Annotated in this window: 15 protein-coding genes and 1 CRISPR repeat array; of the genes, 14 read left to right on the top strand and 1 reads right to left on the bottom strand. The window is 54.1% G+C overall.

Translation table 11 applies throughout. The features are described 5' to 3' along the window. The first annotated feature begins 16 nt into the window (after positions 1–16). From cysH to cas2e, 9 genes are all read left to right on the top strand, one after another. Positions 17–751, top strand: coding sequence for a phosphoadenosine phosphosulfate reductase (gene cysH, locus KOSB73_RS05390; protein WP_024358494.1), 735 nt, complete (start codon positions 17–19; stop codon positions 749–751). A gap of 189 nt (positions 752–940) precedes the next feature. Then, positions 941–3,601: a CRISPR-associated helicase/endonuclease Cas3 gene (locus tag KOSB73_RS05385; protein ID WP_098140296.1), complete on the top strand. Its 2,661-nt coding sequence runs from the start codon at positions 941–943 to the stop codon at positions 3,599–3,601. 11 nt (positions 3,602–3,612) lie between these two features. Beyond that, positions 3,613–5,172 carry a type I-E CRISPR-associated protein Cse1/CasA gene (casA, locus tag KOSB73_RS05380; protein ID WP_004137307.1) on the top strand — a complete coding sequence of 520 codons (1,560 nt, stop codon included), beginning with the start codon at positions 3,613–3,615 and terminating at the stop codon, positions 5,170–5,172. Continuing rightward, the gene (gene casB / locus KOSB73_RS05375) at positions 5,169–5,720 is read left to right on the top strand and encodes a type I-E CRISPR-associated protein Cse2/CasB (protein WP_004137309.1); all 552 of its coding nucleotides are present in this window, start codon (positions 5,169–5,171) and stop codon (positions 5,718–5,720) included. The genes casA and casB overlap by 4 nt, the downstream gene beginning before the upstream one ends. A gap of 14 nt (positions 5,721–5,734) precedes the next feature. Beyond that, positions 5,735–6,793, top strand: coding sequence for a type I-E CRISPR-associated protein Cas7/Cse4/CasC (cas7e, locus tag KOSB73_RS05370; protein WP_004137311.1), 1,059 nt, complete (start codon positions 5,735–5,737; stop codon positions 6,791–6,793). Positions 6,794–6,802: 9 nt separating this feature from the next. Beyond that, the gene (gene cas5e, locus KOSB73_RS05365; protein WP_004137313.1) at positions 6,803–7,549 is read left to right on the top strand and encodes a type I-E CRISPR-associated protein Cas5/CasD; all 747 of its coding nucleotides are present in this window, start codon (positions 6,803–6,805) and stop codon (positions 7,547–7,549) included. Beyond that, complete coding sequence (gene cas6e, locus KOSB73_RS05360) at positions 7,531–8,181, top strand: type I-E CRISPR-associated protein Cas6/Cse3/CasE (protein ID WP_004137315.1); 651 nt, start codon at positions 7,531–7,533, stop codon at positions 8,179–8,181. The genes cas5e and cas6e overlap by 19 nt, the downstream gene beginning before the upstream one ends. Then, positions 8,178–9,098, top strand: coding sequence for a type I-E CRISPR-associated endonuclease Cas1e (cas1e, locus tag KOSB73_RS05355; RefSeq protein WP_004137317.1), 921 nt, complete (start codon positions 8,178–8,180; stop codon positions 9,096–9,098). The genes cas6e and cas1e overlap by 4 nt, the downstream gene beginning before the upstream one ends. After that, complete coding sequence (cas2e, locus tag KOSB73_RS05350; RefSeq protein WP_004137319.1) at positions 9,098–9,391, top strand: type I-E CRISPR-associated endoribonuclease Cas2e; 294 nt, start codon at positions 9,098–9,100, stop codon at positions 9,389–9,391. The genes cas1e and cas2e overlap by 1 nt, the downstream gene beginning before the upstream one ends. Positions 9,392–9,487: 96 nt before the next feature. Further along, positions 9,488–10,860: direct repeats of the CRISPR family, unit length 29 nt; unit sequence GTGTTCCCCGCGCTAGCGGGGATAAACCG. Positions 10,861–11,219: 359 nt separating this feature from the next. On the opposite strand, the gene KOSB73_RS05345 is transcribed toward cas2e, so the two are convergent. Next, positions 11,220–12,275, bottom strand: a complete 1,056-nt coding sequence (locus KOSB73_RS05345) for an aminopeptidase (protein ID WP_004137323.1) — start codon at positions 12,273–12,275, stop codon at positions 11,220–11,222. A gap of 246 nt (positions 12,276–12,521) precedes the next feature. Between KOSB73_RS05345 and cysG the strand changes: the two genes are divergently transcribed. The 5 genes from cysG to KOSB73_RS05320 are packed head-to-tail and all read left to right on the top strand — an operon-like array spanning position 12,522 to position 17,268. Next, entirely contained in the window at positions 12,522–13,928 is a 1,407-nt protein-coding gene (gene cysG, locus KOSB73_RS05340; RefSeq protein WP_162685338.1) for a siroheme synthase CysG, read from the top strand. 9 nt (positions 13,929–13,937) lie between these two features. Beyond that, the gene (gene cysD, locus KOSB73_RS05335; protein WP_004104981.1) at positions 13,938–14,846 is read left to right on the top strand and encodes a sulfate adenylyltransferase subunit CysD; all 909 of its coding nucleotides are present in this window, start codon (positions 13,938–13,940) and stop codon (positions 14,844–14,846) included. 9 nt (positions 14,847–14,855) lie between these two features. Beyond that, positions 14,856–16,283, top strand: a complete 1,428-nt coding sequence (gene cysN, locus KOSB73_RS05330) for a sulfate adenylyltransferase subunit CysN (protein ID WP_004137327.1) — start codon at positions 14,856–14,858, stop codon at positions 16,281–16,283. Continuing rightward, complete coding sequence (gene cysC / locus KOSB73_RS05325; protein ID WP_004124289.1) at positions 16,283–16,888, top strand: adenylyl-sulfate kinase; 606 nt, start codon at positions 16,283–16,285, stop codon at positions 16,886–16,888. Before cysN ends, cysC begins: the two co-directional genes overlap by 1 nt. 53 nt (positions 16,889–16,941) lie before the next feature. Next, a complete protein-coding gene (locus tag KOSB73_RS05320) occupies positions 16,942–17,268 on the top strand; it encodes a DUF3561 family protein (RefSeq protein WP_004137329.1) in 327 nt (108 codons plus the stop codon). Positions 17,269–17,383: the final 115 nt, after the last annotated feature.

Raw genomic sequence — 17,383 nt, 5'->3', positions numbered from 1 at the left:
GACAAACGAGGTCCTTATGTCCATACTCGATCTAAACGCGCTGAACGCATTACCGAAGGTCGATCGTGTTTTGCAGCTGGCGGAAACCAATAGCCAGTTGGAAAAGCTGAGCGCGGAAGCGCGCGTCGCGTGGGCGCTGGAAAACCTGCCGGGCGAATACGTGCTCTCTTCGAGCTTTGGTATCCAGGCGGCGGTGAGCCTGCATCTGGTCAATCAGGTGCGCCCGGATATTCCGGTCATCCTGACCGATACCGGCTATCTGTTCCCGGAAACCTACCAGTTTATCGACGAGTTAACGGACAAACTCAATCTGAACCTGAAGGTCTATCGGGCGAAGGAGAGCGCTGCATGGCAGGAGGCGCGCTACGGTAAGCTGTGGGAGCAGGGCGTTGAGGGCATTGAAAAATATAATGACATCAACAAGGTCGAGCCGATGAACCGGGCGCTGCAGGAGCTGAACGCGCAAACCTGGTTTGCGGGACTGCGCCGCGAGCAGTCCGGCAGCCGCGCCCACTTACCGGTGCTGGCGATCCAGCGCGGCGTGTTTAAGGTGCTGCCGATCATCGACTGGGATAATCGTACCGTCTATCAGTATCTGCAAAAGCACGGCCTGAAGTATCACCCGCTGTGGGATCAGGGCTATTTGTCGGTAGGGGATACCCACACCACCCGTAAATGGGAGCCGGGGATGGCGGAGGAAGAAACGCGCTTCTTTGGCCTGAAAAGAGAGTGCGGACTGCACGAAGGTTGAGATGAGTCCCGGCGCTGCCGGGATTTTTTCCTGAATTGTTAATTATTGATGTCTTTATAATTATTAATAATTGATATTATTATCAATTCCATCGCAAAGATAAAATATTTTTGATGTAAATCACATCTCTTATTTGGCAGTGTGATAATACTTGAATAAATATGCCTGCTAAATGGAATAATATAGAGAATGTTCAATTATTGGGGGAAATCCCTGCGCGGAGATGATGATGGCGGTGATGATTATCACTTGCTATGTTGGCATTCTCTGGATGTTGCCGCTGTAGGTTATTGGATGGTGCAGGATAATATCCATAGTATTAATGATTATCTTAATAAACTGGGGCTTCATCATAGAGAACAGGCGGCACAATTTTTTGCATGGCTATTATGCTGGCATGATATTGGAAAGTTTGCCCACTCTTTTCAGCAGCTTTATCGTCATGAAGAGTTAAATGCGCAGGACGAATATATAAAACATTATGAAGCCATCCCGCATGCGACTCTGGGATATTGGCTCTGGAATGCTTTTTTAAGCGAGTGCTCTGAACTTTTTCCTGAATCCTCTCTTTCTGCCCGTAAGTTAAAGCGCGCCATTGCGCTTTGGATGCCCCTTACGACAGGCCATCATGGTCGACCGCCTTCTTCAGTAACAGAACTAAAAAATTTTCGTCAGCAGGATAAAGAAGCGGCTCGTGATTTTCTTATCAGGGTTAAATCATTATTTCCACTGATTGAGGTTCCTGATTTTTGGGATGATGATGACGGTATTGCGCTTTTTAAACATCTCTCATGGTTTATTTCCGCTGCGATAGTACTGGCTGACTGGGTCGGTTCTTCAATCCGGTATTTCCCTCGAATCGCTAAACCAATGGGCGTCGAGGAATACTGGCAGCAGCATGCGCTGGTTAAAGCGAAAGTAGCTATAACCGTTTTCCCTCCTTCCTCTGGCGTTGCCCCTTTTTCCGGAATAAAAGCGTTATTCCCTTTTATTCAACAGCCAACACCTTTGCAGAAAAAAGCGCTTGAACTGGATATTGATAAAGAAGGTCCACAATTATTTATTCTTGAAGATGTGACTGGCGCTGGAAAAACGGAGGCCGCGTTGATTTTGACGCATCGTCTGATGGCTACTGGAAAGGCGCAGGGGCTCTATTTTGGTCTGCCGACGATGGCGACGGCGAATGCCATGTTCGATCGTATGTTGGAGAGCTGGCTGGCGCTGTATCAACCGGGTTCTCGGCCAAGTCTTGTCCTGGCTCATAGCGCGCGTGGATTAATGGATCGTTTCACGCAGTCTCTCTGGTCGGGAGATTTATCAGGTTCAGAAGAGCCTGACGATCTTCTGCCTTCCAGCCAGGGGGGTGCCGCCTGGTTTGCCGACAGTAATAAAAAAGCGCTGTTAGCTGAAGTGGGCGTTGGTACGCTTGATCAGGCAATGATGGCGGTGATGCCGTTTAAACACAGTAATTTACGGATGCTGGGGCTGAGCCATAAAATTCTGTTGGCGGATGAAATTCACGCCTATGACAGCTACATGTCGCGGATCCTTGAGTGCCTGGTTGAGAAGCAGGCAAGCGATGGCAATACCACGATTCTGCTTTCCGCCACGCTATCACAGCAGCAACGGGACAGGCTGGTTGCTGCTTTTGCTAAGGGCGCACAGGGGCGGGTAGAAGCACCGTTATTAGGCCATGACGATTATCCCTGGCTCACGCAGGTGACCGGTTCGAAGGTGGTTTCTCAATATGTGGAGACCCGTAAAGAAGTTGAGCGCAGCGTCAAAGTTAACTGGACGCACGGCGAACAGGAGTGTCTTGAACGCATTGAGCAAGCGATAGGCCAGGGAAAATGTATTGCATGGATACGCAACTCCGTTGATGACGCAATTCGTATTTATCGCCAGCTTCTAACCCGAGGCGTTGTACCTTCCGAAAGCCTCTTGTTATTCCATAGCCGTTTCGCCTTTTACGATCGTCAGCGCATTGAAAACCGGGCGCTGGCGCAGTTTGGTAAACAAGGTGTTGCGAAGCGTTGCGGACAGGTTCTGATTGCCACACAGGTCATTGAGCAAAGTCTGGATATCGATGTCGATGAAATGATCTCTGATTTAGCGCCAGTGGATTTGTTGATTCAGCGAGCCGGTCGTTTACAGCGCCATATCCGCGATCGTAATGGCTTATTGAAAGCTTCTGGAAGAGACGAACGTAACCCGCCAGAGCTGCTGATCTTCGCCCCAGAATGGGATGACGAACCGCAAGAGGATTGGTTCTCAAACGCTATGCGCAACAGCGCCTACGTCTACCCCGATCATGGGCGCCTGTGGCTAACCCAGCGTGTGCTGCGCGAACAAGGGGAAATTCGAATGCCGCAGTCAGCCCGATTGCTGATTGAGTCTGTCTATGGCGAAGAAGTTGATATGCCACCGGGGTTCGTGAAGACGGAGCAGTTGCAGGAGGGGAAATTCTACTGTGACCGGGCATTTGCTAAGCAAAACATTATCAACTTTGCGCCGGGCTACAGCCCTGAATGCAGTGATTATCTGCCAGAGAAACTTTCGACGCGTCTGGCCGAAGAGTCGGTTTCATTGTGGTTGGCGAAAATTGTCGATGGAGCAGTTATGCCTTATGCCCCAGGAGAGCACGCCTGGGAAATGAGTGCGCTGCGGGTACGTCAGGGCTGGTGGGATAAGCACCGTGGAGATTTCGTTCTGCTTGACGGTAAGCGACTCCAGCAGTGGTGCGCGGAGCAGCATCAGAATCAGGAGTTTGCCTTAGTAATTGTAGTATCGGATCTGGAAACGTGCGGCTATTCAGCGCATGAAGGGTTGATTGGAAAGATGGAGGTATAGCAGATACTCGCATGGATAGTTTCTCACTTTTGACTACCCCCTGGCTCCCCGTACGTTTAAAAGACGGTTCTACGGGCAAGCTGGCGCCGGTTAATCTGGCGGATGAAAACGTGGTGGATATCGCCGCCGCGCGGGCGGATTTACAGGGCGCGGCCTGGCAATTTCTGCTGGGTTTATTGCAGTGCAGCATGGCGCCGAAAAATCATTCTCGCTGGGAAGATGTCTGGTTCGAAGGGCTAAGCGCAGATGTGCTTCAGCGAGCGCTGGAACCGCTGGAGCCTGCGTTCCAGTTTGGCGCTGATACGCCCTCTTTTATGCAGGATTTCGAAGCATTAACCGGAGAAAAAGTCTCTATTGCGTCATTGTTGCCGGAAACCCCAGGCGCACAAACCATTAAACTTAATAAAGACCACTTTGTTAAGCGCGGCATCACGGAGCGATTTTGTCCGCACTGCGCGGCGCTGGCGTTATTCTCGTTACAGCTTAATGCTCCATCAGGTGGCCAAGGACATCGCACTGGATTGCGTGACGGTGGTCCTATGACTACGTTGATCGAGTTACTGGAGTATCAGGAGAACCGGCAAACATCTCTGTGGCGGAAATTATGGGTGAACGTTATGCCACAGGATACTGCTGGGATGTATCTGCCCGCCCATTATGACGGTGCTATTTTTCCTTGGCTGACCAACACTCGTTCTAGTGAACCTTCAACAGGTGTAAACACGACGCCAGAACAAGTGAATGTTCTCCAAGCCTATTGGGGAATGCCGCGGCGTATTCGCCTCGATTTTAATACTACCCATTCAGGTCGCTGCGATCTCTGTGAAACGCAAAGCGATGAATTACTTAGCTGGATGATCATGAAGAACTACGGTGTTAATTATGTGGGTTGGAGACACCCGTTAACACCCTACCGTCTTCCCCGTAAAGAGGGTAGTGGCTTCATTTCAGTCAAACCGCCGCCCGGCGGGCTTATCTGGCGCGACTGGCTGGGGTTGAATCAAGAAGAGGATTCGGAAAATAACACCGAATATCCGGCGCTGATCGTCAAAACAACCGGTGCGCGTAGCCTGAAGGATGTAAAGATTGGGCTGTGGGGTTTTGGTTACGATTTCGAAAAGATGAAAGCCCGCTGCTGGTATGAACATCACTTCCCATTGCTATTAACCGAAAATATTATCCCCGAACTACGCACGGCGGCACTAACGGCATCGCGCAACCTTAGCCTGCTGCGCAGCGCGTTAAAAGAGGCCTGGTATTCCGATGCCAAGGGCGCGCGCGGCGACTTCAGCTTTATTGATATCGACTTCTGGCATCTGTCGCAGGAACGCTTTCTTGAGCTTATTCGCGATCTTGAAAACGGCCTGAACGCAGACGAAAGGCTGAACCGGTGGCAAACGAATATCTGGCTGTTTACCCGCAGCTACTTTGATGACCATGTTTTTACCAACCCTTATGAGGGCGTCGATCTCAAACGCATCATGCTGGCGCGTAAAAAATATTTCACCAAATCGGCGGAGAAGCAGAGCGCGAAAGCCGCCAAAGCGAAAAAGCAGGAGGCTGCTGAATGAGTATTGTGAAGGACGACCATAGGGCCACGCTGCGCAGATGGCACAAAGATTTACAGGAAAAACGCGGCCTGCGTGCCAGCCTGCGGCGCAGCAAAACGGTCAATGAAGCCTGCCTGTCGGAAGGATTTCGTTCATTGCTGATGCAGACTCACACGTTATGGAAAGTCGAAGGGCAACAGTGGCGTTTTACCGCGCTGGCGATAACCGCGTCGCTGGCCGCACACGTTAAATCTATCGATGAACGGCAGAAATTTGCCACGCAGCTAGGCCAGACGACGGGCAATAACCAGGTCATGTCCGAACTGCGTTTTTCCCGGCTGTCTGCGGTAAAAACGCCTGATGAGCTACTACGTCAGCTACTCCGTGCCGTTCGGCTGCTTAACGGCGCGGTGAACTTTCCCTCACTGGCGGACGATGTCTTCCACTGGTGTCGTGAATACGACGAACTGCTTAATCATACCCGCCGCCAGCAGCGGCCGACTGAATTTATCCGTATCCGCTGGGCGCTGGAATATTACCAGGCCGGTGAAGCTAACAACGACGATTAGTAAGGGACTATCAGATGACCACATTTATTCAGCTGCATTTACTCACCGCTTATCCAGCCGCCAACCTGAACCGCGACGACACCGGTTCACCGAAAACTGTGGTGCTTGGCGGTGCGACGCGTCTGCGCGTTTCTTCGCAAAGCCTGAAGCGCGCATGGCGGACCTCCGAACTTTTTGAACAGGCGCTGTCCGGAAATATCGGTATCCGTAGCGGACGTATTGCTCGTGAAGCGGCGAAGATCCTTATTGAAAAAGGTATTGATGACAAAAAGACCATCGAGTGGGCGGCAAAAATTGCGGATTACTTAGGTAAGGCAAAAGCAGATAAAAAAGCAAAAGATCCGCTGACCAACACCGAGACCGAACAACTGGTGCATATCAGTCCGGCTGAGTTTGATGCGGTCATGGCCCTGACGCACCGTCTGGCGGAAGTAAAGCGTGCGCCAAACGAAGACGAGCTGGATTTATTGCGTCACGATCGTATGGCTGTCGATATTGCCATGTTTGGCCGCATGCTGGCCAATAAACCGGAATTCAATGTTGAAGCTGCCTGCCAGGTTGCGCACGCCTTCGGCGTTAGTGAAACGATTGTGGAAGATGACTTCTTTACCGCTGTTGATGATCTCCGGAAGACTTCGCTAGAGGATGCCGGTGCCGGACACCTCGGTGAAGCCGGATTTGGCTCGGCGCTGTTTTATACCTATATCTGCATCGACAAAGATCTGCTGGTGAAAAATCTGAACGGTAATGAGGAACTGGTGAACAAAACGCTACGTGCCTTTACTGAGGCAGCGCTGAAAGTCTCGCCAACCGGTAAGCAAAACAGCTTCGCCAGCCGCGCCTATGCGTCCTGGGCGCTGGCGGAAAAAGGCACCGATCAACCGCGTTCGCTGGCCGCGGCATTTTACAATCCGATCAACGGCACCAATCAGCTGGATGCTGCGGTAAAACGCATTACTGAACTGCGTGAAAATATGAATACCGTTTACGAACAGCAGACATCATGTGTCGATTTTGACGTTATGAAAAAGAAGGGAAGTATCAAAGACGTACTGGACTTTATCTGCGCGTAAGGGGCGGCTATGAGCCAATATTTGGTTTTTCAGCTACATGGGCCGATGGCCTCCTGGGGCGTTGATGCGCCCGGCGAAGTGCGCCATAGCCACGAGCTACCCTCGCGTTCGGCACTGCTAGGTTTCCTGGCAGCAGCACTGGGTATCCGGCGCGATGAAGAAGCTCGCTTGAACGCGTTCAATCAGCATTACTCTTTTCTGCTGTGCGCCAGTCAGGAACCGCGCTGGGCGCGAGACTATCACACGGTCCAGATGCCGAAAGAAGTGCGTAAAGCCCGTTATTTCTGTCGTCGTGAAGAGTTGAGCGATCCAGAACTGCTCAGCGCGCTGATCTCGCGGCGGGACTATTACACTGATGCCTGGTGGATGGTGGCGCTTACGCAAACGACGGATGCGCCTTATTCGCTGGAACAACTGCGGGATGCATTACAGCACCCTGTTTTTCCTCTGTATCTGGGGCGAAAAAGTCACCCGCTGGCTTTGCCACTTGCGCCGTTGTTGCTGGAGGGTGCCGCACCGGATGTGTTGAACGAGGCGTATCGACAGTATCGGGAGAAGTTCAACAAGATAAATATCCGACTAGCAGAACTGCAACCTGAGTGCTGGTGGGAAGGCGAGCATGTCGGTCTGAATGCTAATAAAGTCTTACGTCGTCGTGACAGCCCGATGAGCCGCAAGCACTGGACGTTTGGCGAGCGTACCGTTAATCAAGGGCCGCTGCTCATCAAGGAGGAACCGTGTACCTTGCAAAAATAACGCTGCATACCAGCCAGCTATTACCATCACAGCTATTACAACTGGTGGATCGCGGTGAATATGCGATGCACCAGTGGCTCTGGGAGTTATTTCCAGAAGGGCCGGAGCGGCAGTTTCTTTATCGCCGGGAGGAGCTTCAGGGGGCGTTTCGTTTCTTTGTTCTTTCCCTTGAGCCTCCCGCTGAAAGTGAGATTTTTGATATTCAGTATCGACCATTTGCACCAACGTTGATCGCAGGACAGACCCTGTGTTTTAGCCTGCGTGCTAACCCAACGATTTGTAAAGGCGGTAAACGTCACGATCTATTGATGGAGGCGAAGCGCCAGGTAAGGGGGCAGGTTAATGGCCCGGATATGTGGCTGCATCAGCAGCAGGCGGCGCAGGGCTGGCTGGCGCGTCAGGGGGAGCAAAATGGGTTTTCACTGCGTGAAGTGAATGTTGATGCCTATCGGCAACAGCAGGTTGTGCGGGTGAAATCGCGCCAGATGATCCAGTTCAGTAGCGTGGATTACTCCGGCGTGCTGGTGGTTAACGAACCCACGTTATTCCTGCAACGTTTGATTCAGGGATACGGGAAAAGCCGGGCGTTTGGCTGTGGGTTAATGTTGATTAAACCCGGAGATGACGAGTGACATTTGTTCCGCTAAGCCCAATCCCATTGAAAGACCGTACGTCGATGATTTTTCTCCAGTATGGCCAGGTAGACGTACTCGATGGCGCGTTTGTGTTGATCGATAAGACGGGGATACGTACTCATATTCCGGTTGGGTCTGTAGCTTGCATAATGCTGGAACCGGGAACGCGGGTTTCTCATGCGGCGGTACGCCTGGCATCGACGGTTGGTACGTTACTGGTATGGGTGGGGGAAGCGGGAGTACGCGTTTACTCTTCCGGCCAGCCCGGCGGGGCGCGTGCTGATAAACTTCTTTATCAGGCGAAGCTAGCGTTGGATGATGATTTACGTCTGAAAGTAGTGAGAAAAATGTATGAGCTGCGGTTTCGGGAACCCCCTCCAGCGCGACGTTCTGTTGAGCAACTGCGCGGTATTGAAGGGGCCCGCGTCCGTCAGACTTACTTGTTATTGGCTAAACAGTACGGCGTGAAGTGGCATGGGCGTAATTATGATCCTAAAGACTGGGAAAAGGGTGATGTAGTTAACCGGTGCATCAGCGCGGCGACTTCTTGTCTTTACGGAATATCAGAAGCAGCGGTGCTGGCGGCTGGCTACGCGCCTGCGATTGGTTTTATACATAGCGGCAAACCTCTTTCATTTGTTTATGACATCGCGGACATCATCAAATTTGAAGCCGTCGTTCCTAAGGCATTTGAAATTGCCGCTCGCGCACCGGCTGAACCCGATCGAGAAGTTAGACTGGCCTGCCGTGATATTTTCCGTAGTACTAAGCTGACTGGAAAACTCATTCCTTTGATTGAGGACGTGCTAGCTGCTGGTGAGATTGAGCCGCCTAAGCCAGCGCCAGATATGTTGCCGCCGGCGATACCAGAGCCACAGCGACTCGGCGACGGCGGGCATCGGGGGCATGGCTGATGAGTATGGTAGTTGTTGTTACGGAAAACGTGCCGCCGCGCCTGCGAGGACGGCTTGCCATATGGTTGTTAGAGATTAGGGCTGGCGTCTACGTCGGCGATGTTTCAAAACGTGTGCGGGAGATGATTTGGCAACAGATTACGCAATTAGGCGGCGCTGGAAATGTTGTTATGGCCTGGGCGACGAATACAGAGTCCGGTTTTGAGTTTCAAACTTGGGGAGAAAATCGACGTAGTCCGGTAGATTTGGACGGCCTGAGATTGGTTTCTTTCCTTCCCATTGAAAATCAGTAAGTTATAAGTTCTTTAATAAAAAGGAATTGTAGAACATAAGTTGGTAAATTGTTGCTCTCTGAAAATTGTAATAGAAAACAAATATATATATTTAGAGTGTTCCCCGCGCTAGCGGGGATAAACCGTTCGCCAGCACGGAGGCCACCAGTGAAGCCCCGTGTTCCCCGCGCTAGCGGGGATAAACCGTGGCTGGCGTTTTTCGGGTCGGCATTCAGCCCGTGTTCCCCGCGCTAGCGGGGATAAACCGTTGACTCCTGCGCCAGGTCGGGGCGCTGCCGTGTGTTCCCCGCGCTAGCGGGGATAAACCGTTACCGCAAACGCGGCGCATAGCTTGATCACGGTGTTCCCCGCGCTAGCGGGGATAAACCGCCGATCAAAGTCAAAACCGGGATCGTGATGCCGTGTTCCCCGCGCTAGCGGGGATAAACCGCATCGCCCCGAGCTTATCCCGGCATATCGTGAGTGTTCCCCGCGCTAGCGGGGATAAACCGCGACTGCTCGAGATTGCCGACGCGCTGGTCGTGTGTTCCCCGCGCTAGCGGGGATAAACCGGCACTGAGGACAGAGGCGTGTAGTGTCAGAATGTGTTCCCCGCGCTAGCGGGGATAAACCGACCATAGAACCAAAATCAACCTCAGGGTCAGCGTGTTCCCCGCGCTAGCGGGGATAAACCGACCACGAATGAAAATGTGGCCAGGAAAGCCGAGTGTTCCCCGCGCTAGCGGGGATAAACCGGTTGGCCAGGCATACGCAGCAAATGCCATTGCGGTGTTCCCCGCGCTAGCGGGGATAAACCGACTTGTTCAGAAAAAACCCCATTAGGAGGTTAGTGTTCCCCGCGCTAGCGGGGATAAACCGGGTGCTTGCCTGGGTAAAACTGAACAGGCTTAGTGTTCCCCGCGCTAGCGGGGATAAACCGACCATTCTCATCATTCACGGCACGCAGTTAGTGTGTTCCCCGCGCTAGCGGGGATAAACCGCCGTTGATTTTTTCCGACGCTGGCTCAGTCTCGTGTTCCCCGCGCTAGCGGGGATAAACCGCGCTTCCGTTTCCTGAGCATATAGGTCGCCATGTGTTCCCCGCGCTAGCGGGGATAAACCGCGACCGCCAGCGGCGTTGTTAAACACGCCTGGGTGTTCCCCGCGCTAGCGGGGATAAACCGTGAAAGAATTAACGCCGGGAGAAATGACGGCAGTGTTCCCCGCGCTAGCGGGGATAAACCGACAACGCAGCCAACTGAGATTCAGAAGGCAGCGTGTTCCCCGCGCTAGCGGGGATAAACCGCGATCCACTTTCTCACCGCAGAGCAAAAAGAAGTGTTCCCCGCGCTAGCGGGGATAAACCGCCTGCCGTTGACGTCAGACATCAGACACTAGCGTGTTCCCCGCGCTAGCGGGGATAAACCAGCTCCCGCTGGACGCTTCGACATGTCTGCGAATGTGTTGCCCGCGTCAGCGGGGGTTAACCGGTTTTTTCCCATACGCGCTCCGCATTCAGGGAATGTTCCCCGCGCCGCCATTCTTATTATCCTGTACTTTATTTTTTTACGTCATTATTTAGTGTGGCAAAGTCCAGTTCCAGTCAATACTTGCCAAAATTTTTGGCTCATGGGAACAGTGCGCCGTTTTTAACATAGCGCTTATACAGACGTTTTACCGATGCTGGGTTCTGAGCCCAAATCCAACCCGTCGTGCCAGACGCGCTGCCAGATATAAACCTGGTTGTCGGCGATGGACCGCGCGCTGGCAGCCAGTAGTAGAAACAACGGTATTAAAAAGCGAAAACGCATCATGGCGACAGTCCTTGTTGCCAGATTTTATCGTTAGTCTATTTTGAGGTGGGCTTCTTCTCCGCCTTCGCCAGCTCTTTCACCAGCGGCAGCATCACTTTCATCACATCGCGTCCGCGATGCTCAATCCGCCCCGGCAGCGCTTTATCAATATACTGCAGGTTATCCAACTGAAGGTTGTGCCAACTGGTGCCGTCCGGAAAGCTGCGTGATTTGCCCCGCTGCTGATAACCGTCTTTCTTGCCCAATGACCAGTTGGTCGCTTCCACCGACAGTACCGGGATCCCGGCGTTATCGAAAACGCTGGCATCGTTACAGCAGCCGGTGCCTTTCGGGAAGTCCCGGTTCAGCCCTGGATTGATGAAGGCCGCGATGCCGTGGCTGCGGGCGATAAACAGCGCCCGGTCGCGGGTGAGCTTGCGCACCGACGCTGGCGTGCTGCGGCCGCTATTAAAGTACAGCTTATCGCCCACGACCAGATTATCGAGATTAATCACCAGCAGGGTGTTTTTCTTTTCCGCATCGCTCATGCGCTTAAGCAGATTCTGTGCCCCCAGCCGGCCTTCTTCTTCGCCGCTGGTGGCAACGAAGCGAATACCGTAACGGGTGGGAACGTTCTTTAACTGTTCAGCAAGTTCCAGCATGACGCCCAGCCCCATCGCGTTATCGTCGATCCCCTGTAGGGTCAGGCCGCCGAGGTTATTTTCAACATCTTTATCGCTCTGCGGCGCGTAGGTATCCAGGTGCGCCATGATAATGATCTGCTGGCGAGATTGGCCTTCATGAGCGGCGATCACCGTACTGCCGGTGACGTTATGCCAGTTTTTACGCTGACTGCTATCGGTATAGACGTAGCGGGTATTGAAGCTGCGCACATCGCTCTGATAACCCATCTGGGCGAACTGCTGGCGGAGGTAATCGGCTGATAGCATCTCGGCCGGCGTACCGGTCATTCTTCCGGGAAAAAAGGTGGCGATATGACGAGCCTGGGCATTGGCGGTTTCGCCCGGGGCGCTGAATGCCGGGGCGGCGGAGAAGACAAATCCTGCGCCCAACGCCAGGGGGAGCAGGCGACGGCACAATGCGGAAAACATAGGGGGTCCTTTAGCACTTAAAACAATTTCACCCGCGTAGTATGAAACTGTGACCGGGGTTAAACAATTTCAATCGCTCTTAAATGGTGGAAAAACCGCGTGTTAAGCACTTTTTGATATTTGCTTTCCCAGGTCGTTATTCTTTTGAGTAACAACTCATTCCATTTCGTAATTTCATTTGCTCTAAACCGCACCCTATAGTCGCTCTATTGCTGATTGTAAGAGAGTTGTTGCGCAGTGGAATACTTGCCGATATTTGCCGAAGTGAAAGACAGACCTGTGCTGGTGATCGGCGGCGGCGAGATAGCCGCGCGTAAGATTACGTTTTTGCTGCGCGCTGAAGCGAAGGTGCACATTGTCGCCGAAACGTTGATGCCGGAACTTGCCGAAAAGGTCGAGCGCGAGGAAATTCAGTGGCGGGCAACCGTTTTTGAAGAGCAGCAGCTTGATGACGTATTTCTGGTGATTGCCGCCACCGAAGATGACGAGCTGAACCAACGCGTTTACGTCGCGGCGAACGCGCGTTATCGGCTGGTCAACGTCGTGGATAATCAAGCGCTGTGCTCGTTTGTCTTTCCATCAATTGTCGATCGCTCTCCGCTGCTGGTGGCCATCTCTTCCAGCGGCAAAGCGCCGGTGCTGTCGCGGATTTTGCGCGAAAAAATCGAAGCCCTGCTGCCCACCAACCTGGGGCGGCTGGCTGAAACGGCGAGCTACTGGCGTCACCATATTAAAACCCATCTGAAAACCACCGCCGAACGCCGCCGCTTTTGGGAGCGCGTGTTTACCGGTCGTTTTGCCAGCCTGATGCTGGCGGGCAACAAAGCCGAAGCGGAAAAAGCGCTGGAAGATGAACTTCGGCAGCCGGAAAAGCGCCCCGGTGAAATTATTCTTGTCGGAGCAGGGCCGGGCGATGCCGGATTGCTGACTCTGCGCGGCCTGCAGGCCCTTCAGCAGGCGGACGTGGTGTTTTACGACAACCTGGTCACCCCGGAGGTGCGCGAACTGGTGCGCCGGGACGCGGAGACAATCTGCGTCGGTAAAAGCGCCTCCGGCATATCCGTACCGCAGCAGGAGATCAACCGTCTGCTGGTGGACGCAGCGAAAGAGGGCAAAACGGTGATTCGCCTGAAGGGCGGTGACCCGTTTATTTTTGGCCGCGGCGGCGAAGAGCTGCAGGCCGCGGCCGAAGCGGGCATTCCGTTTCAGGTCGTCCCGGGCGTGACGGCGGCGGCGGGCGCAACGGCCTATGCCGGAATTCCGTTGACGCATCGTGATTATGCCCAGAGCGCAACCTTTATTACTGGCCACTTCGGCGCGGAAAACTCGCCGCTCGACTGGGCGCGGCTGGCGCAAAGCGGCCAGACCCTGGCGATTTATATGGGCAGCCTGAAAGCGGCGGAAATCAGCGCGCAGCTGATTGCCAACGGCCGCGAGGGCGATACCCCGGTAGCGGTGATCTCGCGCGGCACCCGCGCCGATCAGCAAACGAAGACCGGCACATTACAACAGCTTGAAAGCCTGGCGAAAGACGCCCCGATGCCCGCCCTGATCGTGGTAGGAGACGTGGTGCAATTACATCAACAGCTCGCCTGGTATCAACACACCTCATCCTCAGAGGCCTTTAAGGCTTCTGTAGTAAATCTGGCTTAAGGAACGGTTATGGACCAAAAACGACTCACTCACCTGCGGCAACTGGAGGCTGAAAGCATCCATATCATTCGTGAGGTGGCCGCCGAATTCTCTAACCCGGTGATGATGTACTCCATCGGTAAAGACTCCAGCGTGATGCTGCATCTGGCGCGTAAAGCGTTTTATCCGGGCACCCTGCCGTTCCCGTTGCTGCACGTCGATACCGGCTGGAAATTCCGCGAAATGTATGAGTTCCGTGACCGTACCGCTAAAGCCTACGGCTGCGAGCTGCTGGTGCATAAAAACCCGGAAGGGGTGGCGATGGGGATTAACCCGTTCGTTCACGGCAGCGCCAAGCATACCGATATCATGAAAACCGAAGGTCTCAAGCAGGCGCTGAACAAATACGGCTTCGATGCCGCGTTTGGCGGCGCGCGTCGCGATGAAGAGAAATCCCGCGCCAAAGAGCGTATTTACTCCTTCCGCGACCGCTTCCACCGCTGGGACCCGAAAAACCAGCGCCCGGAGCTATGGCACAACTATAACGGCCAGATTAACAAGGGCGAAAGCATCCGCGTCTTCCCGCTCTCCAACTGGACCGAGCTGGATATCTGGCAGTACATCTATCTGGAAAATATTGAAATTGTTCCGCTGTACCTGGCGGCAGAACGTCCGGTGCTGGAGCGCGACGGGATGCTGATGATGATCGATGACGATCGCATCAATTTACAGCCCGGCGAGATGATCAAAAAACAAATGGTACGCTTTCGCACCCTCGGCTGCTGGCCGCTGACCGGCGCGGTGGAGTCCAACGCGCAAACGCTGCCGGAGATTATCGAAGAGATGCTGGTGTCGACCACCAGCGAACGACAGGGGCGCGTGATTGACCGCGACCAGGCAGGCTCCATGGAGCTGAAGAAACGTCAGGGTTATTTCTAAGGAGCCGCCATGAACACCACAATTGCACAACAAATTGCCAATGAAGGCGGCGTAGAAGCCTACCTGCACGCCCAGCAGCACAAAAGCTTGCTGCGCTTTCTGACCTGCGGCAGCGTCGATGACGGTAAAAGTACGCTGATTGGCCGGCTGCTGCACGATACCCGCCAGATTTATGAAGATCAGCTCTCCTCGCTGCATAATGACAGCAAACGTCACGGCACGCAGGGCGAAAAACTCGATCTGGCGCTGCTGGTGGACGGTCTGCAGGCTGAGCGCGAGCAGGGGATTACCATCGACGTCGCCTACCGTTACTTCTCTACTGAGAAGCGCAAATTTATTATCGCCGACACCCCGGGACACGAGCAGTACACCCGTAATATGGCGACCGGCGCGTCCACCTGCGACCTGGCGATCCTGCTGATCGACGCCCGCAAAGGCGTGCTCGATCAGACTCGCCGCCACAGCTTTATCTCGACGCTGCTGGGGATCAAACACCTGGTGGTGGCGGTGAACAAAATGGACCTCGTCGATTTTAGCGAAGAGACTTTTAACACTATTCGTGAAGCGTATCTGACCTTTGCTGAACAGCTGCCAGGCGATCTCGACATTCGCTTTGTCCCGCTCTCCGCGCTGGAAGGGGACAACGTCGCCAGCCAGAGCGAGAAAATGCCGTGGTACAGCGGCCCGACGCTGCTGGAAGTGCTGGAAACCGTTGAGATTCAGCGCGTGGTGGAAAGCCAGCCGCTGCGCTTTCCGGTGCAGTACGTTAACCGCCCTAATCTCGACTTCCGCGGGTTTTCCGGGACGGTTGCCGCCGGCCGCGTGAGCGTAGGACAGCGTCTGAAAGTGCTGCCGTCGGGGGTGGAATCCACCGTGGCGCGCATCGTCACCTTTGACGGCGACCTGCCGGAAGCGGCGGCCGGGGAGGCGATCACGCTCGTGCTGAAGGATGAAATTGATATCAGCCGCGGCGACCTGCTGGTGGACGCGGCGGTCTCTCTGCCTGCGGTACAAAGCGCCAGCGTTGATGTGGTATGGATGGCGGAGCAGGCGCTGGCGCCCGGCCAGAGCTACGACATTAAAATCGCTGGTAAGAAAACCCGCGCCCGCGTGGATGGCGTACGCTACCAGGTTGATATCAACAATCTGACCCAGCGCGAAGTAGAATCGCTGCCGCTCAACGGCATCGGACTGGTAGATCTGACTTTCGACGAGCCGCTGGTGCTGGATAAATACCAGGATAACCCGGTCACCGGGGGGCTTATCTTTATTGACCGTTTAACCAACGTTACCGTTGGCGCGGGCATGGTACGCGAGCCGAACGAACAGGCGCAGGCGGGCGCTTCCCAGTACAGCGCGTTTGAGCTTGAGCTGAATCAGCTTATTCGTAAGCACTTCCCGCACTGGGACGCTCGCGACCTGCTGGGAGGCAAGTAATGGCCCGGCATGACGAAAACGTTGTCTGGCATGCGCATCCTGTCACTCAGGAGCAGCGCGAACAGCATCACGGCCATCGCGGCGTGGTGCTGTGGTTCACCGGGCTTTCGGGCTCGGGGAAATCCACCGTTGCCGGCGCGCTGGAAGAGGCGCTGCATCGGCTCGGCGTGAGCACCTATTTGCTGGATGGCGATAACGTGCGTCACGGCCTGTGCAGCGATCTTGGCTTCAGCGACGACGACCGCAAAGAAAACATTCGCCGGGTGGGTGAAGTGGCGAAACTGATGGTGGATGCCGGACTGGTGGTATTGACCGCGTTTATCTCTCCGCATCGCGCAGAACGGCAGATGGTACGCGAGCGTTTAGGCGAAGGACGTTTTATCGAAGTCTTTGTCGATACGCCGCTGGCGATCTGCGAAGCGCGGGATCCGAAAGGCCTGTATAAGAAAGCGCGGGCCGGAGAGCTGCGCAACTTTACCGGAATAGATTCAGTGTATGAATCCCCGGAGCGCGCTGAAATTCACCTCGACGGTGAACAATTGGTAACAAATTTGGTGCACCAATTATTAGACCTGCTACGACAGAGCGATATTATCAGATCCTGAAACGGCAGCGGCATCATCACAGGATGCCGATCGCCAGGTCAACAGGATTCGATATGCGCAATACCCAGAACATCAGTATTATTCGTTCAGAACCGCCGCCGACAGTCAGCGACGAGACCACCTGGTCTCTGTCGGGCGCTGCCGTTGGCTTTATTTCATGGCTGCTGGCGCTGGGTATTCCCTTCCTGATCTATGGCAGTAATACGCTATTTGTCCTCCTCTATACCTGGCCGTTCTTTCTGGCATTAATGCCGGTTGCCGTCGTGGTTGGCATCGCGCTGCATTCGCTGATGGACGGAAAACTTCAATACAGCGTCTGCGCGACGATTTTGACCGTCGGACTGATGTTCGGTCTGCTGTTCCTCTGGCTACTGGGGTAGTCTTTTTACGAATGAATCTAGCCTGGGTATCAACGGTAAAAATGTGGTACAGTCCCCGCGTTACGCGGCGTCGTCCGCGCGCCAGAGTAGAGAACTCGGGCGAGTTATGGGATGA

Source organism: Klebsiella grimontii, assembly GCF_900200035.1.
Classification (GTDB): domain Bacteria; phylum Pseudomonadota; class Gammaproteobacteria; order Enterobacterales; family Enterobacteriaceae; genus Klebsiella; species Klebsiella grimontii.
This window is presented reverse-complemented; position numbering and strand designations above follow the sequence as displayed.

Coding starts and splice junctions, on each gene's coding strand:
- cas5e (WP_004137313.1), top strand. CDS start 6,803: ATGAGCCAATATTTGGTTTTTCAGCTACATGGGCCGATGGCCTCCTGG.
- KOSB73_RS05385 (WP_098140296.1), top strand. CDS start 941: ATGTTCAATTATTGGGGGAAATCCCTGCGCGGAGATGATGATGGCGGT.
- cysC (WP_004124289.1), top strand. CDS start 16,283: ATGGCCCGGCATGACGAAAACGTTGTCTGGCATGCGCATCCTGTCACT.
- cas7e (WP_004137311.1), top strand. CDS start 5,735: ATGACCACATTTATTCAGCTGCATTTACTCACCGCTTATCCAGCCGCC.
- casB (WP_004137309.1), top strand. CDS start 5,169: ATGAGTATTGTGAAGGACGACCATAGGGCCACGCTGCGCAGATGGCAC.
- KOSB73_RS05345 (WP_004137323.1), bottom strand. CDS start 12,275: ATGTTTTCCGCATTGTGCCGTCGCCTGCTCCCCCTGGCGTTGGGCGCA.
- casA (WP_004137307.1), top strand. CDS start 3,613: ATGGATAGTTTCTCACTTTTGACTACCCCCTGGCTCCCCGTACGTTTA.
- cysN (WP_004137327.1), top strand. CDS start 14,856: ATGAACACCACAATTGCACAACAAATTGCCAATGAAGGCGGCGTAGAA.
- cysD (WP_004104981.1), top strand. CDS start 13,938: ATGGACCAAAAACGACTCACTCACCTGCGGCAACTGGAGGCTGAAAGC.
- KOSB73_RS05320 (WP_004137329.1), top strand. CDS start 16,942: ATGCGCAATACCCAGAACATCAGTATTATTCGTTCAGAACCGCCGCCG.
- cas2e (WP_004137319.1), top strand. CDS start 9,098: ATGAGTATGGTAGTTGTTGTTACGGAAAACGTGCCGCCGCGCCTGCGA.
- cysH (WP_024358494.1), top strand. CDS start 17: ATGTCCATACTCGATCTAAACGCGCTGAACGCATTACCGAAGGTCGAT.